This window comes from Halomicroarcula saliterrae (assembly GCF_031624395.1).
Taxonomy (GTDB): domain Archaea; phylum Halobacteriota; class Halobacteria; order Halobacteriales; family Haloarculaceae; genus Haloarcula; species Haloarcula saliterrae.
Window position 1 is genome coordinate 1 of sequence record NZ_JAMQON010000005.1, and the last position, 24,944, is coordinate 24,944.

General features: G+C 62.8%; 22 protein-coding genes. 9 read left to right on the forward strand and 13 right to left on the reverse strand.

The genetic code is table 11. The features are described from left to right. The first annotated feature begins 1,081 nt into the window (after window positions 1-1,081). On the forward strand, window positions 1,082-1,195 hold the full coding sequence (locus NDI56_RS21880) for a DUF7837 family putative zinc-binding protein (RefSeq protein ID WP_470303422.1): 114 nt from the start codon (window positions 1,082-1,084) through the stop codon (window positions 1,193-1,195). 123 nt (window positions 1,196-1,318) lie between these two features. After that, window positions 1,319-1,615 (forward strand): hypothetical protein, encoded by a 297-nt coding sequence (locus NDI56_RS16150; RefSeq protein ID WP_310920687.1) that lies wholly within the window; start codon window positions 1,319-1,321, stop codon window positions 1,613-1,615. Window positions 1,616-2,041: 426 nt separating this feature from the next. Here the strand turns inward: NDI56_RS16150 and NDI56_RS16155 are convergent, their stop codons facing one another. The 3 genes from NDI56_RS16155 to NDI56_RS16165 all read right to left on the reverse strand — a co-directional run bounded on the left by NDI56_RS16155 (window position 2,042) and on the right by NDI56_RS16165 (window position 5,937). Then, window positions 2,042-2,935 (reverse strand): hypothetical protein, encoded by an 894-nt coding sequence (locus tag NDI56_RS16155; RefSeq protein WP_310920688.1) that lies wholly within the window; start codon window positions 2,933-2,935, stop codon window positions 2,042-2,044. A 91-nt stretch (window positions 2,936-3,026) separates the two neighbouring features. Continuing rightward, a complete protein-coding gene (locus NDI56_RS16160; RefSeq protein ID WP_310920689.1) occupies window positions 3,027-4,682 on the reverse strand; it encodes an ATP-binding protein in 1,656 nt (551 codons plus the stop codon). 262 nt (window positions 4,683-4,944) lie between these two features. After that, window positions 4,945-5,937: a sensor histidine kinase gene (locus NDI56_RS16165; RefSeq protein ID WP_310920691.1), complete on the reverse strand. Its 993-nt coding sequence runs from the start codon at window positions 5,935-5,937 to the stop codon at window positions 4,945-4,947. Between the two features lie 477 nt (window positions 5,938-6,414). On the opposite strand from NDI56_RS16165, the gene NDI56_RS16170 reads away from it, so the two are divergent. Next, window positions 6,415-7,596 carry an outer membrane lipoprotein-sorting protein gene (locus NDI56_RS16170; RefSeq protein WP_310920693.1) on the forward strand — a complete coding sequence of 394 codons (1,182 nt, stop codon included), beginning with the start codon at window positions 6,415-6,417 and terminating at the stop codon, window positions 7,594-7,596. A 683-nt stretch (window positions 7,597-8,279) separates the two neighbouring features. On the opposite strand, the gene NDI56_RS16175 is transcribed toward NDI56_RS16170, so the two are convergent. The 3 genes from NDI56_RS16175 to NDI56_RS16185 are packed head-to-tail and all read right to left on the reverse strand — an operon-like array spanning window position 8,280 to window position 10,809. Beyond that, complete coding sequence (locus tag NDI56_RS16175) at window positions 8,280-9,092, reverse strand: ABC transporter permease subunit (RefSeq protein WP_310920695.1); 813 nt, start codon at window positions 9,090-9,092, stop codon at window positions 8,280-8,282. Then, complete coding sequence (locus tag NDI56_RS16180; protein ID WP_310920697.1) at window positions 9,089-9,898, reverse strand: ABC transporter permease subunit; 810 nt, start codon at window positions 9,896-9,898, stop codon at window positions 9,089-9,091. The genes NDI56_RS16175 and NDI56_RS16180 overlap by 4 nt, the downstream gene beginning before the upstream one ends. After that, the gene (locus tag NDI56_RS16185) at window positions 9,895-10,809 is read right to left on the reverse strand and encodes an ABC transporter ATP-binding protein (RefSeq protein WP_310920698.1); all 915 of its coding nucleotides are present in this window, start codon (window positions 10,807-10,809) and stop codon (window positions 9,895-9,897) included. Before NDI56_RS16185 ends, NDI56_RS16180 begins: the two co-directional genes overlap by 4 nt. 216 nt (window positions 10,810-11,025) lie before the next feature. Between NDI56_RS16185 and NDI56_RS16190 the strand changes: the two genes are divergently transcribed. Continuing rightward, window positions 11,026-12,567: a bacterio-opsin activator domain-containing protein gene (locus NDI56_RS16190; protein WP_310920699.1), complete on the forward strand. Its 1,542-nt coding sequence runs from the start codon at window positions 11,026-11,028 to the stop codon at window positions 12,565-12,567. Between the two features lie 20 nt (window positions 12,568-12,587). Here the strand turns inward: NDI56_RS16190 and NDI56_RS16195 are convergent, their stop codons facing one another. Continuing rightward, a complete protein-coding gene (locus tag NDI56_RS16195) occupies window positions 12,588-13,166 on the reverse strand; it encodes a response regulator (RefSeq protein ID WP_310920700.1) in 579 nt (192 codons plus the stop codon). Window positions 13,167-13,318: 152 nt separating this feature from the next. Here NDI56_RS16195 and NDI56_RS16200 point away from each other — a divergent pair, with 152 nt between their 5' ends. After that, entirely contained in the window at window positions 13,319-13,672 is a 354-nt protein-coding gene (locus NDI56_RS16200; RefSeq protein ID WP_310920701.1) for a winged helix-turn-helix domain-containing protein, read from the forward strand. A 43-nt stretch (window positions 13,673-13,715) separates the two neighbouring features. Here NDI56_RS16200 and NDI56_RS16205 read toward each other — a convergent pair whose 3' ends face one another. After that, a complete protein-coding gene (locus NDI56_RS16205; protein WP_310920702.1) occupies window positions 13,716-14,456 on the reverse strand; it encodes a DUF7847 domain-containing protein in 741 nt (246 codons plus the stop codon). 771 nt (window positions 14,457-15,227) lie between these two features. Between NDI56_RS16205 and NDI56_RS16210 the strand changes: the two genes are divergently transcribed. Then, window positions 15,228-15,728 carry a gamma carbonic anhydrase family protein gene (locus NDI56_RS16210; RefSeq protein WP_310920703.1) on the forward strand — a complete coding sequence of 167 codons (501 nt, stop codon included), beginning with the start codon at window positions 15,228-15,230 and terminating at the stop codon, window positions 15,726-15,728. 77 nt (window positions 15,729-15,805) lie between these two features. Further along, window positions 15,806-17,809 (forward strand): AMP-binding protein, encoded by a 2,004-nt coding sequence (locus NDI56_RS16215; RefSeq protein WP_310920704.1) that lies wholly within the window; start codon window positions 15,806-15,808, stop codon window positions 17,807-17,809. Window positions 17,810-17,863: 54 nt separating this feature from the next. On the opposite strand, the gene NDI56_RS16220 is transcribed toward NDI56_RS16215, so the two are convergent. Genes NDI56_RS16220 through NDI56_RS16230 form a run of 3 tightly spaced genes read right to left on the reverse strand, consistent with a single transcriptional unit; the run spans window position 17,864 to window position 19,809 of the window. Beyond that, window positions 17,864-18,298: a universal stress protein gene (locus NDI56_RS16220; RefSeq protein WP_310920705.1), complete on the reverse strand. Its 435-nt coding sequence runs from the start codon at window positions 18,296-18,298 to the stop codon at window positions 17,864-17,866. Further along, the gene (locus NDI56_RS16225) at window positions 18,295-18,729 is read right to left on the reverse strand and encodes a metal-sulfur cluster assembly factor (protein ID WP_310920706.1); all 435 of its coding nucleotides are present in this window, start codon (window positions 18,727-18,729) and stop codon (window positions 18,295-18,297) included. The genes NDI56_RS16220 and NDI56_RS16225 overlap by 4 nt, the downstream gene beginning before the upstream one ends. A gap of 3 nt (window positions 18,730-18,732) precedes the next feature. Continuing rightward, the gene (locus NDI56_RS16230) at window positions 18,733-19,809 is read right to left on the reverse strand and encodes an amidohydrolase family protein (RefSeq protein WP_310920708.1); all 1,077 of its coding nucleotides are present in this window, start codon (window positions 19,807-19,809) and stop codon (window positions 18,733-18,735) included. A 141-nt stretch (window positions 19,810-19,950) separates the two neighbouring features. Here NDI56_RS16230 and NDI56_RS16235 point away from each other — a divergent pair, with 141 nt between their 5' ends. Further along, a complete protein-coding gene (locus tag NDI56_RS16235; RefSeq protein ID WP_310920710.1) occupies window positions 19,951-21,408 on the forward strand; it encodes an aldehyde dehydrogenase family protein in 1,458 nt (485 codons plus the stop codon). A gap of 144 nt (window positions 21,409-21,552) precedes the next feature. Next, on the forward strand, window positions 21,553-22,308 hold the full coding sequence (locus NDI56_RS16240) for an SDR family NAD(P)-dependent oxidoreductase (protein WP_310920711.1): 756 nt from the start codon (window positions 21,553-21,555) through the stop codon (window positions 22,306-22,308). Window positions 22,309-22,385: 77 nt separating this feature from the next. Here the strand turns inward: NDI56_RS16240 and NDI56_RS16245 are convergent, their stop codons facing one another. Next, the gene (locus tag NDI56_RS16245) at window positions 22,386-23,291 is read right to left on the reverse strand and encodes an ABC transporter permease (protein WP_417936035.1); all 906 of its coding nucleotides are present in this window, start codon (window positions 23,289-23,291) and stop codon (window positions 22,386-22,388) included. 96 nt (window positions 23,292-23,387) lie between these two features. After that, window positions 23,388-24,938, reverse strand: coding sequence for a sugar ABC transporter ATP-binding protein (locus NDI56_RS16250; protein ID WP_310920714.1), 1,551 nt, complete (start codon window positions 24,936-24,938; stop codon window positions 23,388-23,390). Window positions 24,939-24,944 lie beyond the last annotated feature (6 nt).

The following is a 24,944-nucleotide window of genomic DNA, read 5'->3' on the forward strand; positions in this document are numbered from 1 at the left end:
GATAAGCTCACCAGCGTTCCGGCGAGTACTGGAGTGCGCGAGCCTCTGGGAAATCCGGTTCGCCGCCACCATTCATTCCGGTTTTTCAGCCTACTGCGGAGAGTCATCTCTCCGCAGTGGGCTTTCCGTATTTACGCAAAATGACAGCGATGTGGCTGTACGGAAACAACCGAAGAGAGTGTCGACCCTCTCGCGACAGCGGATTTTACGTAGCTGATCGGCAGCGGGCGCGAGTCCGTCGTGCTGCTGTTCGTACTTTCGACGGAGTCGTTCGGCTGTGGGCCTCACGGACGCTTCGGCCTGGCATCGAATTCCAGTGACAAAAAACGACACTCAGGCGTCCAACGCCGCAGCTTTCGGGACCTGTTACGGACAGTAGTCCACGAAACACGAGGCCGGCGCGACGGCGCCGGCCAATTGGGTGTTCCTCTGACAGCCCAAGCCGCACCGGGAGTAGTCGCCCCGGTGACAAAATAACACCAGTTACACCTGTGTAACCGGGACCCGACGCCATCGCACTCCTCGAATGGCTGCACGGCTCGACGGCGATCGAACAGGGCTCCCACCAGAGCGGTCCCTCGTCGCTGGGGCGCCTGTGGACTGTCGCTCAAGTCGAGGGCCTCGCAGTCGCGGGAGACGCTTTGTAGCTATCAAAATCCAGTACGGGGGCACATCCAGCACAGTCGCTCCTCGAGTCGAGGACTTGCCGGGCGTGACCAGCGCCCGGTAGCAGACACACGGGACGGGGACCCGAGCGGTGGTGCCAAACATGACCGACAGCGGCGCCGGGTCCTGTCCCACTTGGACCCACCGCGACCCGCCTGATAACTGTTCGGTCACCGGCTGGAGGCGGGGCTGATGTGTGACTCCGGCGACGTGATCGTCTACGACGGGACAACTACTCGCACACGCTCGTCCTCGACGGCGATTCTGACGATGTCTGTGGAGACTGCAGAGGAGTTGCTCGAGAAACGTTATCTCGGGGACGGCTTACGTCTCCTGCTCTATACTGGACGGATCCTGTCACACGCTCTGGACCCTTTCTTTGCATGACATTGGACAACCTCGGCGATTGTCCACTGTGTGGGCGTCGATTACTGAGTCGTGGCTCCTCAGCGAGTACGAGACCACCGAAGGGCCGACTGGCATGTGGGCCGAGTGTCCGAACTGTAGCGATGTCGTCGAGCCCGAGTAGCAGTCACAGGCGGACTATCTGCACACCTGCCCGTCAGTGCAGATAGAATCGGTCGATACGGGTAATGTAGTGAACGGATATCTGACCACAACACGTTTTGCGCTCAGTTGTGACTTGCACGATATGTCGCTGGTGAAAGCGCTGCGCACTGAGCTCTCCTTTCAGCTCCCCGTGATCTTCTGTCTCGGATTGCTTGCCGTTACAGCGATTGGTAACGAACTGCTGCGAATAGCGTTTTCAGGCTTTGCAACGGGATCTGCCGACTTACCTGTGTGGCTTCCACAACTAGGTTCAGTCGGTCAGACAGCTGTCCTCTACATCACGGTTATGGAGTTCCTGAAATACATCGCCATTCCGGCCTCGCTCATCTGGCTTGCGTATAGCTATGGTCGCTACGTGTCCGGTAATTCTGGTAACTAGACTTTGCTCGTTCGCGCGCGCAATCCATCAGGCTGGAACTGAACGCAACTACGTCTGAACAGGCGCTGGTTGCCACAGTTAGCCCGCAGTAGCCGGTCACGACGACGATTTTGCGTTCCGCTGTGGGGTGCGGGGGTCTGAAAATCAGCTCTGGTCCACAGTCCGTCGACGACCGAGACCTCCCAGAACCGACTGACAACAGCACCGAGCCCGAACACTGTCGAGCCAAGACTCAGGCGCGGTGTTCGCCGGTCAGCAACACGGCGGGCGGGGCCGACAACGCAGCGTTCGGAGAGGTGTCCTACCGCCGGTTATCAAGCAGCTATCGTGTCCTAGAACGCACCGACACTGTGTCCTCACGGGGGCACAATCCCCGGCCCGAACCGGTCGTGGCGTGCGAAGCCAGCTGTGTGGCCGGTGGTAGAATCAGCCGGAGCGGTAGTACAGCGCCCCCCCGACGAGTGCGACGACGACCGCCCCGAGAGCCAGCGGCGCCAGTGGCAGGCCGGAATCGCTTTGGGCCGTGGCAGTGCTCGTCGCGGTTCCGTCGGTCGACGGGGTCGGCTCAGGTTGCTCCGTGGGTGGGCCAGTAGCGGTCTCGGTCGTGGGTGTGACAGTCGCGGTCTCAGTTGGGGCCGGCGTGACAGTTTCCGGGGTTGTGGTCGGCGTTGCCGTCGCAGTGTCAGTCTCGGTGGGTTCGGGACTGTCGTCGTCGGAGGCGTCGTCCCTGCCGCTGTAGGGGTCGCTCCCACCGTCCGAGCCAGCATCAGAATCATCGTTGTCATCGTCTGGCGTCGGCGTCGGCGTTGGTGTCGGAGTCGGAGTGGGAGTCGGAGTACTGGCGCCCTCGACAGTGAGTGTGCCACCGTTCGTCCCACTCACGTCGTAGGTCGACCCGGACTCGTTCCCCAGTGCGGCGACCGTTAGGTCGAGGTCGGTCGTCCCCGCCGCTTTCCCGATGACCGACACCGTAGCGACGGTGACTGACCCCGTGTCCGCGGTGTCCATCCCGGTAGCCCCGATACGGACACTGTCGTCTCCACCTCTGGTCCGGACTCTGTCGGGATTGCCGGCGACACTGACGTTCGTGATGGCGGCCACTCGGCTATCGTTGACGGCGACCTCGATATCGATCGACCCGACGCCGTCGTCGACCGAGTCGACAACGACGTCCACCGTGGCCGTGTCGCCACTTTCGAGTGTCGCTGTTTCCGGCTGTATGCCCACTGTGGTCGTCCCAGCGCCGAGGACGAGCCCCGTGGTAACTACGATAACGAGTGCGACACTTCCCCCGATAGCCGTGGCGTTCCCCCATACCATGATAGTAAATGCTGATGACGGGCAGTTAAATACTTCGCAATTGAACAGAATTTTACACTGGTAGCGGTGTAAGATAACGGGTTGCAGCCGACTACTTGCTCGTCATACTGTACAGCTGGACCGTGACGACGCTTCCTTCTGGGTCGTTCCGATGGAAGGAAAGCTCGCCACCCAACTGCGTGACGGCCCAGCTGACAAACCAGAGCCCGATTCCTCGTGCGTGCTTCAGTTGGGTCTCGGTTCCGGCGGCCAAGATTTCCTGTTCCCGTTCCGGGAGGCCGGGTCCGTTGTCGGCGACGGTTATTCTGGTTGCTGTGTCAGGCTCCTGTCGAACGCGCACGTCGACTCGCGGTGTCTCTTTGTCCGAGTGGACGAGCGCGTTTTCGACTAGTTCAGCGAGCAGTTGTCTGAGGACGAATCGATGAGAGGAGAGCGAGGCCTCCTCGGGGCAGTCGAGCGATATCTCACCGCTGCACTCACTCGTCTCGAACTCGTTTACCACGGACTCCGCGACCTCGGTGAGGTCGACCGGCTCCGGGGTGTCGGTGCTCGCCGTCATGAGCTCTTCGGACTCTCTGATCTTCTTGCTCAGTTCGAGGAGTTCGGTCGCGCTGTCTCGGATGCTCGTCTGTATGCCGTCGTCGTCGATGTGGTCGGCATACGCCAGTATCACATCGAGGTCGCTCCGCACGTTGTGTCGGAGAATACGGTTGAGGACAGCGAGCCGCTGCTCCCTGGTTTGCTGTTCGGTCACGTCCCGGAAGAGCACCGTTCTGGCCACGGGGTCGTCACCGTCGCCTGCCGGCGAGTCCGTAACCGAGGAGACGCTAAATTGGAACTGGCGACGGCCCATCGAGCTCTGGAGTCCGACGGTACCCGTCGCACCGGCTGAGAGTTCGGTCTGTTCGAGGCCGTCGATGACCGTCCGGATCGGTTCACCGATCATCGTCGCCACTGAGCCGCCGAACGCCTCCACCGCCGTCTCGTTGACATCGAGGACGTGGTCGTCCCAGTCCAGAACCACGACTGCCTCCTGAAGCGTCTCGACCACACGCGTTCGTGCGATGTAATCCGCTTTCGGAAAGCCGGTCATGACCGGATACCGCCGCACGGCAACCGCGAGAAGTCCACCTGACAGAAGCAGGCCGACGGTCGTGTTGGCGACCATCGAGGTGTTGTTCCCGACCAGACTGACGAGATACGGTGCGAAGACACCGACTGTCAGTATCGCTACGTGGGTGTTGGACACACGGGCGTGGTTGCCACCGAGGTCGACCAGGAGATACGTCGCGTACAGGAACAGCGCGAACAGATACAGCAGTTCGGTGCCAACCAGTGGAGCAATCAGTTGTTCGACGGGGGCCTCCGGCGGTGCCACCGCAAGGACAATCCCGCCCAGGAGGACCGGAAGCGCGATGCCAGCGAGCAACGCGACCCGTCGCCACGTCAGCCCGGTTCCGCGACCGGTGTAACTCAGTACGTAGATGGTCCAGAGACCGGGGATAATCATCGCGATGCCGATCTCTCCCAGTTCCAAGACCGACTGGAGGGAACTCACACCAGGCACGCTGGGGAGTTCGGCCACGAAAGAGAACACCCCCCACAGCGTCAGCATAGCGAGTATTGCGATGAACGGTTCCGCACTGGGTTGCTCCCGGGCCTGTAGCGCTCTCCAGGCCGTCCAGCCCAGCAACGCGACTGCCACCGCGTTCAACAGGAGGGAACTCAAAGTTGCAATCAGGGCCATCGATAGGGTCTCTCGCTGTAGTCTTAATTTTCTGGCGTTGGACAGCCGATGATACGGTGGGTGCCGTCGGTGGCTTCCAAATCCGGGACGGGCTCGGATTTCCGCAGATCGGCGTAACCGACGCTCCGACGGCGCTTACGGCTCGATACGGCGGCGGGGGCCGTCTCACCCCGCTATCAGTATCGTGTCCTCGTTCTCGGAGCCCAGTGACCGGTCCACGGCAGTGTGCCGTGGTCCGGGGCAGACGGGTACAACGCGTGTTTTAGAATCCGATCTCGAAACGCGCGCCGCCGTCCGTGGCCGACGTCACTGTCAGCTCCCAGCCGTGTGCAGCGACGATCTGTTCGACAATCGCGAGACCGAGGCCAGTACCGCCACTCCGAGTCGAGTAGCCGGGCTCGGTGATTCTGTCCCGTTCGTCCGGCGGAATACCGACCCCGTCGTCGGACACGTAGAAGCCGTTTTCCAGCGGACCGACGGTAACTGTCACCTGGCTCCCGGCAGTTCCGGCTTCGGACTGACTGTCGACCTCCGAGCCGTGTTCCGCGCTGTTCCGGAAGAGATTCTCGAACAGTCTCCGGACGCGATCAGCGTCGGCGGTGACCGTCGGCAGCGCGTTTCCGATATCGAGTGTCGCCGCCCCGGTATCGACGGATTGCCACGCCTCGGTTACCGTGTTCCTGATTGTGACCTGTTCGGAGGAGGTCACAACGGGCTCGTCTCGCGTGACCGTGAGGACGTCGCGGATAATCCGTTCCATCCGGTCGTGCGCGTTAGATATCGCCTCGAAGTGTTCGGGGGCGCCCGTCTCCTGTGCGGCCTGAAGGTGCGCTTTGGCGACATCCAGATGGTTGCGGAGGTCGTGACTGATTACACTGCTAGCCCGACTTACTGCCGGCGTGTCGGTGATATCGGGATACCCACTCACATCGGAGAAAACGAGATACCCCGTGGCATCGCCGGTGGGGAGGACTCGGACGAAGAACGGCCCCAGTTCGCCGCTGTCGTCGAGGTAGATACTGACGCTGTCACCGCGGGTGACGTGTGTTACCGGCTCCTCGTCACCGTTCGACTCGACCACGCTAAATCGCTCGAAGAGCTCGGTGACTGGCGTCTCGGCGGAGACCGCGGAGAGACGCGACTCGAAGGCTTCGTTTATCGCCGCGATACGGGGCTCGTCGCCCTCCATAGCGTAGGCGACGACGGGATCCGGGAATTCGCTGAACGCGATCGCTACCGTGTGTTCGTCCGTCATCGTGTCCTAGGTCTCCCCTGTGAGTTCACACCGGATATCGACTCGACTCGATGGCTGCCGGGTGTGCCCTCGGCCGAGTGCGTTCTGATGACCGTACATACGCTACTGCTGGTTTGGATACCGGTATAGTATTGCTTGCCGATTCTGACGCGGAAACACGGGGCGGACGTTAAAGGCGGCTGTGACAGATGCACTGTGGCGGTTCACACTGCTCACGTGGAGCACAGCGTAGATTTAACGGTGACCGACCAGCCGTGGGAAACTCGTCACCCATCGCTGACAACACCATCCAGTGTGCACCCATACTGCGCCGACGTACCCGGCCGTCACAACTCTCTCAGGGGTTCGCACTCGCGATGGGGCGACGACAGTTCTGCTCCGACCGTCGGAGGGTACCAAATATATCTTTGGGTGGTTTTCTGGCGTGGATACTTTGTTCCCGCTATTATACCGGTTCCGTGGTAAACCTCGGACGTAATGAACCCTGACATACTCAAGGCCCCGCTCTTCGCGGTACTGATGGGGGCCCTCCTCGTGCTGGCCGGTGTGACAGCCGGCGCAGTACAGATGCCCCAACAGGACGCAGCAGCGGTACAGCCGACTCCGACACCGACTGACGACGCCACCGAATCCGGCGAGAGCGATACCGAACACGGCAACGAGACACCTACCGCGGACGAGGTTCTGTCGACCTTCCAGAACCGCACCTCCTCGCTCGATACGCTCGTGATGACCGTCGAGACGGACATCACGATGGACGGTAACGAGACTCACAGCACCGAGCGAACCGTGTGGGTCGACTACGAAAACAACCGAACCCGGACCGAACGCACGTCCGACTACGGCGAGACTATCACCGTCCGCAACGGGAGCGCCACGGTGACGTACAACGCCGAGGAGAACACGGTCTCCCGGTTCAACTCCTCTTTCGGCGACCGACAGCTCGACCCGACTGGACTCGACCGACTAATCAACAACAGCGACGCAGCGTTCGAGGGACGCGAACAACTCGACGGCGAGGAGACCTACCGGCTCTCGCTCGAACCGAACACGACGGGCACGATGGTGACGGGCTCGGTCGACGTCACCGTGTGGCTCGACGCGGAGACCTACTTCCCGACACAGGCACAGACGGCCGTCAGTTCCGACGACTACAGCTTCGAGACGACCCAGCGGTACCGGAACGTGAGCCTGAACGAGTCGCTGTCGGACGACCGGTTCACTATCGATATCCCCGATGACGCCGAGGAACCCGGGAGCGCCGGATACGACATGACGAGCTACGAGTCGCTCTCGAACCTCCGAGCGAACGCGACGCAGAACGTTCCCTCGCCGACGCTGCCCGCCAACTACAGCTTCGACGACGGGTACATCGTCGAGCACGAGGACGACGTCTCTCTCACTCTCCGGTATACGGCCGGCGCGAACGAGACGCTGACAGTCAGTCAGCGTTCCGGGGACGGCTTCAACTACAGCGAGAGCGAGCAGTTCGAGTCCGTCGACGTCGGTGCCCGGACCGGCTGGTACGACGAACTCGACGTCGGCGACTCCACCGTGGCGATGCTCGCCTGGGACTGCGGTAGTAACCGATACACGGTCTCCGGCCCGCTGGAGAAATCCGAGACCGTCGACGTCGCCGAGTCCATCGCCTGTCAGTGACCCGCCGCTGAAGCGGTGGACTGCCGTTCTGCCGACACGGGCGTCTCCGACGCCACGGCGAGATGGTCGTCGACGTTGCACGTCGAGAAACCCTCGCCTTTCTCCGTCGACACGCTCAATCGCCGCGTGGAGGGACGACTCGTCTTTCCGACCGAGGGTAGCGTCCAACCCGTCGGTCTGATAGCGAAGCTCGTCGTACAGTGTGGCTTCGCTCTTGGGTCACGCGGTCTTCCTCGGGATAGCGCCACGCCTACGCTGTGGTTCAGTAAGCGCAATACCGGAACGATTCGATGGTGGCGTGGCGGTCGTCGGGCCCACCGAGGCGACCTCGAACCGTTCGAGCGACATCCCGCGCCGCGTGTCTCACAGCACCAGCGACGCTGCCTCGCTGGTCTCGAACGCACTGAGCGGCTAAATAAAGCCGATTCGGTGGGTTCGCCGCGGAGCTGACGCGCTTTCTCCCACGGCTACAGCGTGGGGTCTCGCGTTGCTACCGCCGCGAAGCCACGGAGTGGACTTCGGCACACGACCATGGAGGGCAACTGCAACGGGCACTGTCAGAGGCACGTCGTCGTTGCCCCAGGCTACCTGTCGGGTCGCCCAGTAGTATACCCTGCAGCCGTGTTTCTGCTCGTGAAACACGGCCCCGTCTCGACCGTGACGGGTCCGAGAACCGAACGCGGCTAGAGGTCAGCCATACTGAACCGACGAAAGCCGAGTACGATAGGGACGGTACACCACGCGAGCAACGCTACCAGTCCCATCCACCAGTCCACGTAGATGGGGCCGCCGACGTACCGTACCGCCTGCTCGATTTCGAAGCCCGCGTCGATGAGGCGGTAGTACGCCTCAGTGGGCGCCCACAGCCGGACCAGGAGCGCCCAGCCGGGCATGTCGGACAACACGCTCAGGTCGAACCGGTGGAGAATCAGCAGTCCGAACGCGTGAACGCTGTCCCAGAACGGTCCCAGGAGCACGTAGCTGCCGAGCGCGCCGAGCGTGACTCGGCGGTCGACAGTCGTCGACATGGACAGTCCAACCGCCAGCGCGACGAACGCGACGCCGTAGAGCGCGGTCACGAACAGGAACCAGGGATAGAACAGGGCGCCCTGCGTACCGTATCGGACGGCCCCGACGACACCCGCGAGCGCGAGCGAGACGACTGTCGGGACGAGCAACACAACCACGCGGCCGACGACCGTCCCGACGACGAGCTCACTCCGTGACTGCGGGGCCGACAGCGTCAGGAAGAGGCTGCCGCTCTTTCGTTCGTGGATAATCGATTTGTACCCCAGCAAGAGCCCGAACACCGGGAGACTCAGCGCGGTCACGTTCGAGAGCCCGCTCACGAACGCACCGAAGGAGGGGGCGCCCAGATACGTGTGCGCGAGGGCGTATCCCACGTACAGAACTAGTGAGAGACACGTGAGCAACCAGCTCCCGGCCGACAGTCTCGCCTGGTGGAGGTCCTTGGTGGCGATGTGTCGCCAGCTCATGACACGTCCCTCCGGGCGAAGCTCGCGTAGGCGAGCCCGAGCGGCCCGACGCTCCACAGCACCAGCAGGGCCAGCGCAACCCACCCGCCGAGGTACCACGGGCCGTCGACTGGCCCGCCATTGGTCACGAACCCGGCGACGACTCGCTGGAACACGTGTCCGGGTTCGAGGCCGAGGAGGAACTGCGCCGGGCCGGGCAGACCGCCGTCGACGACGCCGGCGGCGTTCAGCCCGACCCTGAGCGCCGTCCCGACAGCGTCCCAGACGACGACGAACAGGAAGACCAGGGCGAACGAGAGCACCAGCGCCCGGCGCCTCGTGGCGACGACGAGCGAGGTCGCGAGGCCGAGTCCACACCAGACTACCCCGAAGAGAACCGTCAGTAGCGCGAACGCCAGGAACCGGCCGACCACGAGCTCGCCGAACGGATAGACGACGAGCACCCCGGCGCCGGCCATGGCCGCCAGCAGCGCCCCGGTCAGGAGGCCCGCGCGGCTACAGAACTTCCCGAGAACCACGTCCAGTCGGCTGTTCGGCAGGGAGAGCGAGAGGCGGAGGGCGCCGGATTCGCGTTCGTTCACCACCGCGCCGTAGCCCAGCAACACGCCGACGAACGGCAGCAGCGTCGTGAGCCAGCCCGTGACAAAGCCGCCGAACCGGGCCGTCGTTATCGGGGCGGACCCGACTATCGGGTAGATATACGCCGCGAGGAGGACACTGATGACTGTCAGCCAGAGCAGTAGCTTGCTCGACCGAGCGCCGACAGTCAGCTCGACGTCCTGTCGAGCGATGGTCTGCCAGGTCATCGGTTACGGGCCCCGGTGTACTCTATGAACATGTCCTCCAGTGAGGCCTCGTCGGTCCGGAAGTTCACGACGTCGACGCCCAGCGACCGGAGTTCGACGAGGATGTCCATCTTCGCGTCGTCGACGCAGGTGACCTCTATCGTCTGGTCGCCGGCTGTGACCACCGTCTCGACGCCGTCGACGGCTCTGATCGCTTCCAGCATTCCCTCGACGAACTCGGCGACGGTGATGACGAGTTTGGTCCCGCCGCCGAGGGAACTGCGGAGCCCCGCGATGGTGTCGACAGCGACGAGTTCGCCGTCCTGCAGGATGCCGACGCGGTCACAGACGGCTTCGACCTGTTCGAGGATGTGGCTCGAAAAGAAGACGGTCGCACCGCGTGCGTTCTCCTCGCGGAGAATCTCACGCATCTGTGCGGCGCCGTTGGGGTCCAGCCCGGTACTGGGTTCGTCGAGTATCAACAGGTCCGGCTCCCCGACTAGGGCCATCCCCAACACGAGCCGCTGGGCCATCCCCTTGGAGTACTCACTGGCCTGCCGGTCCGCGTCACCGCGGATACCGACGCGGTCCAGGATCTCTATCGGGTCGTCGTCGACTTCCTTCGAGTTGATCGCGTACTCTATGTGCTGGCGGCCGGTGAGTCCCTCGAACACCGAGTATCCCTCCGGGAGCACGCCGACCCGTTCGCGCGCTGCGACCCCCGCCCGCTGACAGTCGTACCCGAAGATGCTGACCGACCCCTCCGTCGGTTTCGCGAAGTCGAGCAGCATGTTGATGAAGGTCGATTTCCCGGCGCCGTTGGGCCCGAGAAAGCCGAACGTCTCGCCTTCCTCGACCTCGAAATCGACCCGGTCGAGCGCTACCTGTTTTCGATACTGCTTCGATACATCTACCGCATCAATCGCTGCCATATCCGTACGGAGTAGTGACAGCGGTATAATCCATCCACCAGAGTCTCTGACCCAGAAACCGGACCGCACCGATACTCGACGCGTTACCCGAGCACCACAGTCATCGGTATGCCCGCTGTCAGTGAAGACACGGACGACCGAGACGACCCGGGGCTGTTCCGACGGGCCATCGCCGGACGCAATAGATTATCACCGTTCAATTTAAGACTACTACTCATGGACGAATGGCTACGTCGGGCACCGGTCGGCCTCATCAAGGTCGCGACCGATGGCACCGTCGTCGACGTCAACGAGGCCGCACAGTCGTTGCTTCAGACCGCGGACGACCCGGCCGGGGCCCCGCTCTCCGAGACGTTTCCCCGCTCCGTCGAAGACACCCTGTTGGTCGCGTTCGACGGCGACTCTGTCACTGAGACCGCCTTCGAGGAGTACTATCCGGACCCGGAGCGGTGGCTCAGTGTCTCGGTCGTGCCCACCGACGACGGGGCCGCGGTCTACGTGCAGAATATCACCGCCCGGCGGCGGGGCCAACAGTCCGTCGAGCGGTTGCAGAAAGAACGCGAACGGACGGCCGTCATCGACCGGGTACAGTCGGAGATTCTCGGTGAGCTCGTCAGTGCGTCGTCCCGCGCGGAAATCGCCGAAACGCTCTGTCGGGGGCTCGGCGAAACCGAACTGTACGAATTCGCGTGGGTCGGCGCGCGCGATATCGGTGGAGACGAGCTCACAGTTCAGGCGGTGGCGGGCGACACCGGTCAGATTGCCACCGCGATACGCGACGCGGTTGCGGACGATACTGCGACGACTATCGAAGAACACGCCGTCGCGGACGGCCGGCTACGGACAGCGCAACCACTCGCAGCGAGTGAGCGCGTGCCCGAAGCCGTTCGCATCGCCGGGTTCGCCGCCGGTGTGCAGTCGGCACTGGCCATCCCGCTGGTGTACGGTTCGAGCGTCCACGGTGTGGTCGGCGTCTATGCCGGCGGCACCGAGGCGTTCTCCGACCGGGAACGCACCAGTTTCGAGACCCTGGGCGAGGTAGCCGGATTCGGGGTCACTGCCGCCCGAAACCGGAATCTCCTGCTCTCCGATAGTGTCGCCGAGATAACGTTCGAGGTCGGTGACAGCTCGGTGCTGGCAGAGCTGAGCCGGCTGTTCGACTCGGAGCTGACACTGGGCGGACTCGTTCCGAGCGGCGATGACGGGCTGCTGTGTTTCGTCTCCGTTAGGGACTACGACGTCCAGACGACCGAGGCCGTGATTTCGAGGGTCGACGGCATCGACGAAGCCAGAGTCATCGATGCGTCCGACCGAGGGGGGACTCTCGAACTCGGAATCACCGGGTCGACACCGCTGCTCGCGGTCTCGTCTCTCGGGGGGACTGTTCGGCGAGGGAGCTTCGACAGGGGGACCGGCGAAATCGTGGTCGACCTGCCGCCGGACGGTGACGTTCGCCGGATCGTAGAGACGGTGCGAAACGAGTACGACGCCGAGTTCGTCGCCAAAACGGAACGGGAACGGACGGTGAGTACTGCGCGCGAGTTCCGCGACCAGCTGGACGACCGGCTGACTGAGCGACAGCGGACTGCCCTCCGGACGGCCTACCTCGCGGACTATTTCGAATCACCTCGGGGGAGCACCGCAGCGGAGGTCGCGTCCGCGCTCGATATCAGCGATTCCACGCTGCTGTATCATCTCCGAGCGGGACAACGAAAACTACTGGACGCGTATCTCGTGGAAGAAGGGGTTCGCGAGTAGCGTCGCGAGGTGAGCGCCAGTCAGAACTCCTCGCGTTCGATCTGTGCGAACTGATCGAGGATACTGTCGTCGGTCAGGAGCCGTCGGGCGCGTCGTTCCAGTCGCTGGGCCCTGTCCGCCGTCGCCGCGTATCCGTCGTGACCATCACGTTGCTCGGCGTTCATCTCGGCAGCGAGCACCGCCCGCTTCGATTCGGCACTGAAGAACTCCCCGAGCGTTTCGTACGCCAGCAGCTTCCGTTGCTGGTCGACGACCGCCTGTATATCGTCGCGTTCGACGGGCTTGCACAGGTAATCGTCGAAGGGCATGTCGAGCACCTCGAACCCGGGGTCGACTGCGGTCACCATCACGACCCGGCCGTAATACCCGCGTTCGACTAGCGCCTCCAGCACGTCGTCGCCGGACATACCCGGCATGTGGCGGTCCAGGAGGACGATGTCGACCGTCGATTCGTCGATGATCGAGAGGGCCGTCTCACCGCTGTAGGCTGTCTCGACGTCGCAGTGCCCTCGAAGCCGAAGGGCATACGCATCTGCTACTTCCTGCTCGTCATCGACGACAAGCGCACGCAGTGTGGTCACGGCATCACGTTCTGGCATCTGTTTCGATAGGTCGTCTGGGGTTCGTCACTGAATCCTCATAACTGATGGGCTTCGCCGGTCGTACTGTCTGCATAGCTAGAGTCTACCGAGCGGTGTATGCGGAATAGCTAGCATCGATACTCAGTGTGCCCGGGCCACTCTCTCGTAGTATGTCCGCCCAACTCACGAAAGGCCAATCGAACCACACCACGGACGATCTGACGACCGTCGATCTCTCGACGGCCGAACTGTTCGACCTCTTTGGCGACCAGTACACCCGTCGCGTGTACGAGGCGGTGGCGGAGCAACCGCGGTGTGGCCGTGCCGTCGCCGAAGCGGCCGACGTCTCGCGACCGACTGCGTACCGCCGTCTCAACGACCTCCGTGACGCCGGTCTCGTCCGAACTGAGCGGACCATCTGTATGGACGGCCATCACCGCGAACAGTTTGAAGCCGTAGCCACGTCGATAGTGGTGTCCGTCGACCAGGATGGACTCGATACCCCAGTCACCGTTACGGAGTAGTGTCGCCGTTTCTCCGGACTGTTGAATATTCGCTGGCGCGCGGCTACAACTCAGACCTGTCGTCCTCGCCGCGCAACTGGACGAACGCCTCTGCCAGGATTCCCAGTACGAGCAGTGAGAACGGCAGCGTGACCAGGCCGGACGCGAGGGTGCTCATCGCCGGGCCCGCGACCGCGCCGACGACGAACGAAACCAGTGCGGCCAGAATCCCCGGGACGAGCCCGAAGCCGACGAAGACGATCAGGAGCAGCCCGAACAGCGGGATCCAGTGGCCGCGTGTCAGGGTCCAGCTATTCCGGAGGGCGGCGACGAAATTGTCGTCCTCGACGGCGATATAGACGAGCGTGAACAGGAACGCGACGTAGGCGACGATTCCGGGGACGAGAAACAGGAGTGACCCAAGGAACACGAGGAGACCGTACACGAAGCCGCCTACCAGTGCGTTGGCCACAACGATGACCATATTCCGGGTGTAGTATTCAGACGGAATTCCGTCCGTCTGCCCGCCGACGAAGGTCCGGATCGAAACGATGGCCGCTACTTGCAGTAACAGCAGGGAGAGGACCGCAACAGCCGCCGAGATGGCGAGCGGAACGTCCAGGGCCGGAAGTGGCACGTCTGTCATCTGGGGGTTCGATCGGTGTAGCGCCGTGACGAACGCGCTGTAGAACGCCACCTGCCAGACGAGCCCAAGTAGCATGTACGCGAGGGTGAGGACCACTCCGTTTCTATTTGCGATACGACTGAATCCACCAGTCAGGGCGGAACCGATATTCAGGGTCACAGCAACGCTATATCCGCCGACCGAGTAGATGCTTCGCAGCGTTGCTCACACAGAGACGCACGACAACGTTTATATGGACCGGTTCTCGCGAGGAGAAATGATAAACAGCAGTCAGATTTGCACGGCAGAGATATCACTTTCACATATAATATAATATTCCAATAGGACTGCCTACGTCACTCTCGAAAGACTGTCCACGATTGGATGCGGAAAGCCGATAGATAGCCTGTCAGCTCCGAAGCTCCGAATCTGATCGCAGTCAGCGAACCGGTGATTGGCATCGAGTACCAGTGGTTCCGACTGTACGCTGCCCCGAAGCCACAGAGGCAGTCGAAAATACCAATATGAGGTGCAATTCGGCAATCAAGACCACTCACACGGGCATATTTTCAATCTACTACGGCCGAAACGTACTGTCGAAACGCTGTGTCTCCCGTTGGCGGCGCAAAACACCTCCGTGTTGTGCTACCCGAGACGGGAGCCGATTTTCAGACGGAACACCGCTGCAACCGGACCGGTGACAGATATATAATTTTAGTGGCAAAACTACAGAATCACCAATTTCCAAACTAGTCACGGCCGACTCGAACCGACGACAGCTGAAAGCGGTCTCGGGAGTCTCACTCGCTGGCAGACAGTTCCGAACGAGACAGTACCTCGTTCGGTTGTGTTTTCCACACTCGACATCGCTCACCCGCTTCTACCGTACTCGGTTTCAGCTAGCCCGCCCAGTCCCGGAAGACCTAATCCTGCGAGTGTCGCAGTGGATGTATGCGACGTTCGCTACGGGACCAGCGACCGGCAGTCGACCAGACCGCGTTCGAGTCCGAACTGGCGTATCTCGTGGGAGACGTCACTGTCGGCGCTCGGTCGAGCCTCTGGCCGTTCGTTTGCCTGCGGGGCGACCGAGGCGCGACAGTCGTCGGCGAGGAGACCAACGTACAGGAGTTCTCGATGCTACACGGGGCGAGCATCGGCGACGGCGTGACTATCGGCCACAACGTCGTCGTCGATTACGCGACCGTCGAGTCCCACTCGCTCGTCGGGATGTCGAGCACCGTTCAGGCGGACGCAGTCGTCGAATCCGACTGTCTCGTGGCGGCGGGAAGCCTCGTGACGCAGGGACAGACCGTTCCGGAGGGGCATCTCGCGTACGGCGCGCCCGCCGAGACCAGGCCCCTCACCGACGACCAGCGAGCCGAGATCAGCCGGGTTCACGAACTCTACGTCGAACACGCACAGCAGTACAGAGACGAGGGCCATTTCGAGTGACCGTTCGTTCCGACGGACTGCCGTGTGTATTTTGACCGCCAGCTATACTATCCGGCCACACACACGTCAAAGCAGCTATGTCAGAGGACTCGCTGACAGAGACCGGTGTCGTCCACGAACCGACGCAGTCGTTCGTCGAATCAACGAACGTCTGGCAGTTCATGCAGGCCTACGATATCGACGATTACGACGAACTCATCGAACGGACGACGACGGATATCGACGGCGTCCCCGATTCCGGCGTCGAGTGGTTCTGGGACGAACTCGTCGACTACCTCGACATCGAGTTCTACGAGGCGTACGACCGAGTCCGGGACGACAGCGATGGGCCACAGTTCACCGACTGGTACCCCGGTGGTGAACTCAACGCCGCACACAACGTTCTGGACCGGCACGCGGCGCCCGATTCCGAGACCCGGAACAAAGTCGCCTGTATCTGGGAGGGCGAGGACGGCGAGGTCCGTGACGTGACCTATCACGAACTCCAGCGCCAAGCCAACAAGGTCGCGAACGCTCTCGACGAACGTGGCATCGAGACGGGTGACACCGTCGGCCTGTACATGCCGATGGTCCCCGAAGTCATCTCGATTCTGTACGGCTGTTTCAAGATAGGCGCCATCGCTGTCCCTATCTTCTCCGGATTCGGTGTCGACGCGGCCGCGACCCGCATCGAGGACGCCGAGTGCAGTGTCCTGTTCACCGGCGACGGCTTCCAGCGGCGTGGCGGCCAGATTACGCTAAAGGAAACCGCCGACAGCGCCATCGACGCGGCCGGCCACGTCGAGCACACCGTCGTCTACGACCGGCTCGGTCTCGCCGGTGGCGGCGACATCCCCTGGGACGACGACCGCGACGAGCTCTGGATCGACGCCGTCGAGCCACAGGACGACAGCTACGAGACGAAGTCGCTCGACTCGGCCCAGGAGTCGATGCTGCTGTACTCCTCGGGCACGACGGGCAAACCCAAGGGCATCGTCCACACGCACGCGGGGGCGCTCATGCAGGCGGCAAAAGAGCTCCACTTCGGCTTCGACCTCAAACCCGCTGACCGCTTTTTCTGGGTCTCAGACATCGGGTGGATGATGGGGCCGTGGACGCTGATGGGTACCCACGCATTCGGCGGCACGATGTTCATGTACGAGGGCGCGCCCGACCACCCCCAGCCCGACCGATTCTGGGAGATGATCGACCGCCACAAGCTCACCCAGTTTGGCATCTCGCCGACCGCTATCCGCGCGCTTCGAAAGCACGGCGACGAGTGGGTCGAGAACCACGACCTCTCCAGTCTGCGTCTGCTCGGCTCGACGGGTGAGCCGTGGGACGCGGAATCCTGGCAATGGTTCTACGAACAGGTCGGCGGCGGCGAAACGCCCATCATCAACATCTCCGGGGGAACCGAGATCATGGGCTGCTTCCTCATGCCGATGCCGACGCAGCCACTCAAACCCGGGACGCTCGGCGGGCCCGGCCTCGGCATGCACATCGACATCGTCGACGCCGACGGGACCAGTGTCAGGGAGTCGCACGAGCGCGGCTACCTCGTGGCCCGTGACTCCTGCCCGTCGATGACGAAATCGCTGTGGAGCGGCGACGAGCGGTATCTCGAGGAGTACTGGTCGACCTTCGATGACCTCTGGGACCACGGCGACTGGGCGCAGAAAGACGAGGACGGGCTCTGGTTCCTGCACGGGCGGGCAGACGACGCGCTGAACGTCGCCGGCCGCAAGGTCGGGCCGGCCGAAGTCGAGGGGGCAGCGATGGAACACGACGACGTGAACCAGGCCGCCGCTGTCGGCGTCCCCGACGAGACGACGGGGACTGCCGTCGTGCTCTACGTCATCGTCGAGGACGGCGTCACCGAGACCGACGAGTTGCGCACGGACATCCGTGCCATCATCGGCCAGGAGCACGGGAAGCCGTTCCGGCCCCGGGAGGTGCTGTTCGTCGACGAGTTCCCCAAGACCCAGTCGGGCAAAATCATCCGCCGGGCGGTCGAGGCGACGTACACCGGCGACGACCTCGGTGATATGAGCAGTATCGAGAATCCGGAAGCGCTCGAAACCGTCGAGAACGCGCGATAAGTACCGCGGGCGTCACGTACGACCGTGGCTGACTGGGCACGCAGTCACCGTTTCTCAGGGGGCGGGAATCGCGACGACTGGCCCGTCGGCCGACAGCAGCACGTCCTGGGCCGTCGACCCGAAGACGGCTTTGCCGGTCCGGCTCCGCTTTCGCATTCCCATGACGATAGTGTCGATGTCGTGGTCGGCGGCGTACTGGGTGATCTCGCTCGACGGTTTTCCGTCCACGATATCGCTGGACAACTCGACGCCGTGGTCGGCGGCGGTCTCCCTGGCCGCGTCGAACAGCTCCTCGGCCGCTTCGCGTTCCGCGGCGTACCAGCCCTCGTCGCGGCCGCGGCCACCCCGACTGGGACTGGTTTTCTTTTCGGTGTACTCGATGACGTGCAGCAGCGTGATATCGGCGTCCGCGTGGCGCGAGACGGCGTACGTAACAGCCGCGTTCGATTGCGGTGAGTCGTCGACCGCGACCAGAATCCTGTGAGTCATGACTCCGAGGACTGCTCGGCGTACGGGGTGATATCCGCGGCCTCGATGCGTTCCTCGAAGCGCTCGCGGCGCTCGGTCTGCTGTTCCTCTGACATCCGTTCGGCCGTCCAGACTTTGCCGCTGGTCACCTGATGGACGTCGGCCGTCTCGATGCCCGAGAGGGATTCGACACGCTCTCTGATCTCGTCGGTGATGTCCAGCACGTACATACATCGCTGTGAGGTCAGCAGGATGTCGATGCGGGCTTCCCGGGCCGCCTCGTCGACTGCGATGTCGTCGACGAGCCCCAGGTCGATGATGTCGATCGGATGGTTACTCATGCAGCTGCAGGGGTCGAGCACCTCTCGCAACTGTCCTTTGACGGCCGTCGCGAGGTCGCTGTCGAACTCGGTCTCCGGTGTGACGTGGCCGGTGTCGTCGATTACAGTCATGGGTTACGCCGGGGTGTCGTAGGTCGACCATGGTTCGGCCGGGAAGTCGTCCGCTTCCCTGCGTTCCTGGCGCAGTCTGTCCCACTTGTCGCCCTCGATGTTTCGCTTGACCTGTTCGGGGTCCTTGTCCATGAGACGGAGCGCGTTCCTGCCGAGAATCTTCTCCTTGATCTCGTCGGTGAGTTCGGGGTAGTCCTCGCCAGCACGCATCTCCTCGGGAATCTGGAAGTCCCAGAAGGCGTCGATGGCCGCCTGCGGGTGGAGTGCGGTCGAGCCACCGGAGAAGACGATCCGGTCCGGGCCGGCCCAGTAGAGCATCTCGCCCAGCGAACGGGCGAATTTCTCGGGGCGGGAACAGGCCATGTGGATCGTGTTTTCGAGGTTCGCGTAGACGTTCTCGTGACTCGCCATCGCGAAGACGGTCTCTTCGAGGAACGAGAAGCCGGCGTGGATGACCTCGAAGTTGAGGTCGGGGAACGCGTTGGCGGCGTCCTCGACGTCGCCCATCCTGAAGTAGCGAACCGGTGCCGTCGCGAAGGGGATGAACTTGTGGATGCCGACCGATGTCACGTCGAGGTCCGCGGCCTTCTCGAGGACGGGGCGAACGGCGTCTTCGTTCAGCTGGAGCGAGAGGTCCTGACCGTTCTGGTACCGTGCCGGATACAGCTTGATACCCTCGACGTTCTCCTCTTTGACGTAGTGTTCGACCTGCTCGACGGCGTCGTCTTCGAGCGGGTTAATGTCGACGTACATCGACACCCGGTCGGGGTTGCGCTCGCGGAGCTTGAAGCCCTTCTCGCGGGAGACCAGCCCGTCGTGGAAATAATCGTCGAGCGGCAGCGAGTGGTAGTTCGTGTAATCGACCTGGCTCTCGAGGAAGAGGAGCCGTTCGAGTTCCTCGACCGAGTGGTCACGGTAGAAAACCTCCTTGGGGTGGACGTACTCGTCGGGCATCAGCTGTTCCCCGAGCTCGTACGTTTCGTCGTCCCACCGCTCAGCGTGTGGATGCTTGCGGTTTTCCTCTGTGTGGTTGAAACAGTGAGACACTGAGTCAACGACTAATGCGTCACTCTCTAACATAGCATACGAGGATTTAGCAGAATAGTTAATAAACATTCGCATATGTTAGGCGCAATTGGTTAGTTAACCTTCACGACTGGTGTGTGATGAGTCACCGGACACAAAGATATTTGCGCGGGGCCGTCATGGGTCTGGCTGTCAATGTCGAACAAAGCGCCTGCTGCGATTAGCGACCAGTACGAGCTGTGGATCGACGGCGAAGAGCGGTCTGCCGGGACTGACGACCGGTTCACAGTGGTCGACCCGGCGACCGAAGACACCGTCGCGGATGTGGGAATGGCGAGCGGGGACGACGTCGACCGGGCCGTGTCCGTCGCTCGCGACGCCTTCGAGTCCTGGCGGTCCCGGCCACCGAAAGAGCGTGTGCAGGTCCTGACAGCTATCGCGGCGGCCATCCGTGAGCAGTCGGAGTATCTGGCGACTGTCGAGACCATGGAGAACGGGAAACCCATCTCCAGCTCCCGCAGTCAGGTCGAACGCGCCGCCCGGCACTTCGAGTACTACGCCGGTATTGCCGACAAAATCCAGGGCGAAAGCATCCCGCTCTCAGACGGGTACGTCGATTACACGATACGGGAGCCCCTCGGCGTCACCGCACACATCGTGCCGTGGAACGTTCCGATATACCTCTTTGCGCGAAGCGTCGCCCCGGCGCTGGCGGCCGGAAACGCTGCCGTTGTAAAGCCGGCCGAACAGACGCCGATCGGCGCGCTCGAACTGGCTCGCGTCGCCACCGAGGCCGGCCTACCCGATGGCCTCCTGAACGTCGTCCCCGGATTCGGTGCTGAGGCGGGAGCCGCTCTGACGGGCCATCCCCACGTGAACGGTATCACGTTCACCGGTTCGGGCCCGACCGGCACCGCCGTCGCACAGAGCGCAGTCGAGAACGTGACCGAGACCCATCTCGAACTCGGCGGGAAGAGCCCGAACGTGGTCTTCCCGGACGCGGAGTGGGAGGCGGCACTCGACGGGACGATAACCGCTATCATGACCAACGCCGGGCAGGTCTGCTCTGCGGGGTCGCGACTGCTCGTCCACGAGGACATCCACGACGAGTTCCTCGACGACCTCGTCGACCGGGCCGCGGCTCTCGAACTCGGCCCCGGTATCGACGACTACGATATGGGCCCGCTCGTCTCGGCTGACCATCTGGAAAAGGTCCAGAACTACATCGACATCGGCCGCGAGGAGGTCGGCGACCCGGTCATCGGTGGTGGGCGACTCGACAGGGACGGCTACTTCGTCGAACCGACGATTTTCGACGGCGTGTCCCACGATACTCGCATCGCACAGGAGGAAATCTTCGGGCCGGTGTTGACCGTCTCGACGTTCGCCGACGAGGACGAGGCGGTCGAACTCGCCGACGCCACCGACTACGGACTCGTCGCCGGGATATACACGTCGGACGTCGGACGGGCTCACCGCTTTGCCCGCGACGTGGACGCCGGGCAGGTGTATATCAACGAATACTACGCCGGGGGCAACGAGACGCCCTTCGGCGGGTACAAACAGAGCGGCATCGGCCGGGAGAACGGCGTGCAGGCCATCGACAACTACACGCAGATAAAGAACGTCTGTGCGAACATCGACCTCCGCTGACACTGCCGGCTGCCGTTCGCACCGATATTCGCCACCGCGAATTCCTTGGGTCTGTTACTGCCGGCAGTACGAGCCGGAGACCGACTTTTAGCGAGCGCCGTCCCTGAGGGAACGCTTATGTGGTGAGGCCGTACAACACAAGCCATGGCAGGTAAACTCACAGACACAGCGACGGTTGTCACTGGCGGTTCGTCCGGGAACGGTCGCGCGATTGCTCGACTGTTCGCCGAGGAGGGTGCGAGCGTGACCGTCGCCGACATCAGAGCGGACCCGCGGATGGGCGGCGACCCGACACACGAACTCATCACCGAGGCGGGCGGCGAGGCCCAGTTCGTCCAGTGTGACGTGACGGACATCGACGACCTCGGCCGCGCGGTCGACGCGACCGTCGACGCCTACGGCTCGCTCGACGTGATGGTCAACAACGCCGGTGTGGACCGTCAGCTCCCCATCGAAGACGCAGACGAGGACGATTTCCGGTGGCTGATGGACATCAACCTCAAGGGCGTCTACTTCGGCTGTCAGGCCGCCATCGAGCAGATGTGTGCCCAAGGGGGCGGTGGGTCGATAATCAACATGTCGTCGATCGCCGGCATTCGCGGACTGGACAACTCCTCGCTGTACTGTACCTCGAAGGGCGGCGTGACGAATCTGACGCGCGAACTCGCCGTCGAACACGGGGCCAACGACATCCGGGTCAACGCGCTCAACCCGGGGTTCATCGAGACGGCCATGACGATGGAAGACGGCGACACGGCCGGTGGGATTCTCGACCAGACGCCGCTGGGTCGTGCCGGCCAGCCGTCGGAAGTCGCTGACGCCGCGCTGTTCTTGGCGAGCGATGACTCCTCGTTCGTGACGGGTCACAACCTCGTCATGGACGGCGGGTTCACTGCGTAAGCGGAGACGTGCCACAGGCGTCTTGACAGTGACCCACTTCTGCGATACGTGCGTCGGGGAAACGGCTTCCGCGCGCCTTATTTGACCACGTCGATCTTCTCGCGGTCGATGGACAGCGCGACTGCGCTGACGACGACGAGCCCGAGGATGATCTCCTGGACGAACGGGTTGATAGACAGCAGGTTCATCCCGTTCTGGAGGACGGCGATGACCAGCACGCCGAGGATGGTCCGGTGTGGGCCACCCACGCCGCCGGTCAGTGCCGTCCCGCCCATGACGATGGCCGCGATACTCGGCAACAGCAGCCCGCCCGCGATGTTCGGCGATGCGGACGAGATGCGGAGCGTCAGCAACACACCCGCGGTCCCACAGAGCAGCCCCGAGAGGACGAACGGGTATATCTTGTACCGGTCGACCTTCGCCCCCGCGAGCTCGACGACGCGCTCGTTCTCACCGAGGGCGAAACAGTAGCGGCCGAACTTGGTTCGCCAGGCCAGGAACACCGTCCCGCCGTAGATGAGGAGCCCCCACATCACGAGGTTCGGCACACCGGGAATCCACGTCCCGGTCGCGATGTCCCGGATGGCCTGGTTGCGGAAGGTTATCGTCGACCCACCAGTCACGATGAGCGCGACTCCCATCAGTATCGACAGCGTTCCGAGCGTCACGAGGAACGAGGGGACTTTGAGCTTCGTGAAGACGATGCCGTTGACGAGTCCGGCGAGCATTCCGAAGACGATGGCGAGCGGTATCGCGAGCAGTCCCATCTGGTACTCCGAGATGAGGACCACCGTCAGCACGCCGGTCAACGTGACGATCGATTCGACCGAGAGGTCGATGCTTTGCTGGAGAATCGGAAAGGTCCCGGCGAGTGCGACCAACAGCAGGAAGGCGCTGTTCTTCGCGACGTTGTTTATGAGATTCTGGTACGTCAGAAACTCGCGGGTCCCTACCGCAAACAGCAGGGACAGCATCAGCAACATCGCGAACGGACCGACGTCCGTTATCCAATCGTGTACTGTCCGTTGCTCGCGCTGTTTGGCGAGCCACTCCTGAATCGCGTTCGTACTGGTACTCATTCAAATCATCTCCTGAATCAGCTCTTCTTCGGTCGGTTTCGCACCGATGGATGCGTCGAACGGCTCACCGGCGAACTGCCCGTTGTTCATCACGGCGATACGGTTCGACATACCGATGACCTCCGGGAGTTCGTCGCCGATGAACACGAGCGAGACGCCCTTGTCGGTCAGTTCACGACAGAGCCGGTACACCTCTTCTTTCGCGCCGACGTCGATACCGCGTGTCACGTTGTCCATCACGAGAATCGGCGTGTCCTGGGCGAGCCAGCGAGCGATGACTACCTTCTGCTGATTCCCCCCGCTCAGCCCGTGGACGAGGGCCTCCGGGCCGGGCGTCTTGATGTTGAGTTCCTCGATGGCTTCGTCCGTCGCCGCGGCCTCGCTGTCGAGGTCCAACAGCGGGAGTTTGCCGTTCATCGTGCGGATCATCGCGAGTGAGGTGTTCGTGAGCACGGACTGGTACAGCAGCAGTCCCTCGGATTTCCGGTCTTTCGGGATGTACCCGACACCGGCGTCGACCATGTCCGCGATCGACGGTGACTCGACCGTCTCGCCGTTGACAGCGACCGTCCCGTCCTCCGGCGTGATATCACCGGCGAGGATGCGGCCGAGCCGCTCCTTCCCGGAGCCCTCGACACCGACGATGCCGAAGATTTCCCCTTCGCGGACGGACAACGAGAGCGGGCCGAGCGCCTCGGTTTCCAGGTTCTCGACGGCGAGTGTCTCCGAACCCAGTTGCGTCTCCGTCAGCTGCTGGGGAACGCGGTAGTACTCGTCGGCGGCCTCGCGACCGACCATGCTCTGCTGGAGGCTGTCGGGTGTCGCCGCCGTCGCGGTGGTCTCGTCGACGAGTTCGCCGTCTTTGAGGACGTAGATGCGGTCTGATACGTGCAGTACTTCGTCGAGTTCGTGCGAGACGAACACGAACGTCGCCCGGTCCCGGAGGTCGTCTATCAACTCGAACAGGATTTCGCGCCCCGCTTCCTCCAGTGCCGCCGTGGGCTCGTCCAGCAGGATGACGGGATTCGCTGACTTCTGTGAGACGTGGAACGACTTGGCGATCTCTAGCATCTGGCGCTCGTTGAACGAGTAGTCCTGCACGAACGCGTCGACGTCGATGTCGATGCCCAGGTCGTCGACGAACGCCTGGGCATCCTCGCGCATCTCGTCGCGACTGAGGACACCGAACCGTTCCTCCTCGCGACCGAGATAGAGGTTCTCGTACCCGCGGAAGTTCGTGATGACGTCCTGTTCCTGCCTGACGAGCGAGACGCCGTAGTCTGCCGCCTCCCGCGGACTGGAGAACTCGACTGCTTCCCCGTCGACGGCCAGTTGTCCCTCGTCCGCCGAGAGGACGCCGGTGAGTATGTTCAGCAACGTGCTCTTGCCCGCGCCGTTTTCACCGACCAGCCCGACGACCTCGCCGCGGTTAATTTCGAGTGAAACGTCCGAGAGCGCCTGGACGTGGCGGAACGATTTCGAGATGCCGTCGACGCGGAGGCTCGTCTCCGCAGTGTCGGCCGTCACTTCCGGTGCGACACTGTCACTCATACTCAC

Bases quoted from the DNA above. Each gene is read 5' to 3' on its own strand.
- NDI56_RS16250 (WP_310920714.1), bottom strand. From the start codon at position 24,938: ATGAGTGACAGTGTCGCACCGGAAGTGACGGCCGACACTGCGGAGACG.
- NDI56_RS16225 (WP_310920706.1), bottom strand. From the start codon at position 18,729: ATGACTGTAATCGACGACACCGGCCACGTCACACCGGAGACCGAGTTC.
- NDI56_RS16160 (WP_310920689.1), bottom strand. From the start codon at position 4,682: ATGGCCCTGATTGCAACTTTGAGTTCCCTCCTGTTGAACGCGGTGGCA.
- NDI56_RS16155 (WP_310920688.1), bottom strand. From the start codon at position 2,935: ATGGTATGGGGGAACGCCACGGCTATCGGGGGAAGTGTCGCACTCGTT.
- NDI56_RS16170 (WP_310920693.1), top strand. From the start codon at position 6,415: ATGAACCCTGACATACTCAAGGCCCCGCTCTTCGCGGTACTGATGGGG.
- NDI56_RS16245 (WP_417936035.1), bottom strand. From the start codon at position 23,291: ATGTTGCTGATGCTGTCCCTGCTGTTTGCGGTAGGGACCCGCGAGTTT.
- NDI56_RS16185 (WP_310920698.1), bottom strand. From the start codon at position 10,809: ATGGCAGCGATTGATGCGGTAGATGTATCGAAGCAGTATCGAAAACAG.
- NDI56_RS16240 (WP_310920711.1), top strand. From the start codon at position 21,553: ATGGCAGGTAAACTCACAGACACAGCGACGGTTGTCACTGGCGGTTCG.
- NDI56_RS16230 (WP_310920708.1), bottom strand. From the start codon at position 19,809: ATGTTAGAGAGTGACGCATTAGTCGTTGACTCAGTGTCTCACTGTTTC.
- NDI56_RS16235 (WP_310920710.1), top strand. From the start codon at position 19,951: ATGTCGAACAAAGCGCCTGCTGCGATTAGCGACCAGTACGAGCTGTGG.
- NDI56_RS16215 (WP_310920704.1), top strand. From the start codon at position 15,806: ATGTCAGAGGACTCGCTGACAGAGACCGGTGTCGTCCACGAACCGACG.
- NDI56_RS16195 (WP_310920700.1), bottom strand. From the start codon at position 13,166: ATGCCAGAACGTGATGCCGTGACCACACTGCGTGCGCTTGTCGTCGAT.
- NDI56_RS16180 (WP_310920697.1), bottom strand. From the start codon at position 9,898: ATGACCTGGCAGACCATCGCTCGACAGGACGTCGAGCTGACTGTCGGC.
- NDI56_RS16150 (WP_310920687.1), top strand. From the start codon at position 1,319: ATGTCGCTGGTGAAAGCGCTGCGCACTGAGCTCTCCTTTCAGCTCCCC.
- NDI56_RS16190 (WP_310920699.1), top strand. From the start codon at position 11,026: ATGGACGAATGGCTACGTCGGGCACCGGTCGGCCTCATCAAGGTCGCG.
- NDI56_RS16220 (WP_310920705.1), bottom strand. From the start codon at position 18,298: ATGACTCACAGGATTCTGGTCGCGGTCGACGACTCACCGCAATCGAAC.
- NDI56_RS16200 (WP_310920701.1), top strand. From the start codon at position 13,319: ATGTCCGCCCAACTCACGAAAGGCCAATCGAACCACACCACGGACGAT.
- NDI56_RS16175 (WP_310920695.1), bottom strand. From the start codon at position 9,092: ATGAGCTGGCGACACATCGCCACCAAGGACCTCCACCAGGCGAGACTG.
- NDI56_RS16165 (WP_310920691.1), bottom strand. From the start codon at position 5,937: ATGACGGACGAACACACGGTAGCGATCGCGTTCAGCGAATTCCCGGAT.
- NDI56_RS16210 (WP_310920703.1), top strand. From the start codon at position 15,228: ATGCGACGTTCGCTACGGGACCAGCGACCGGCAGTCGACCAGACCGCG.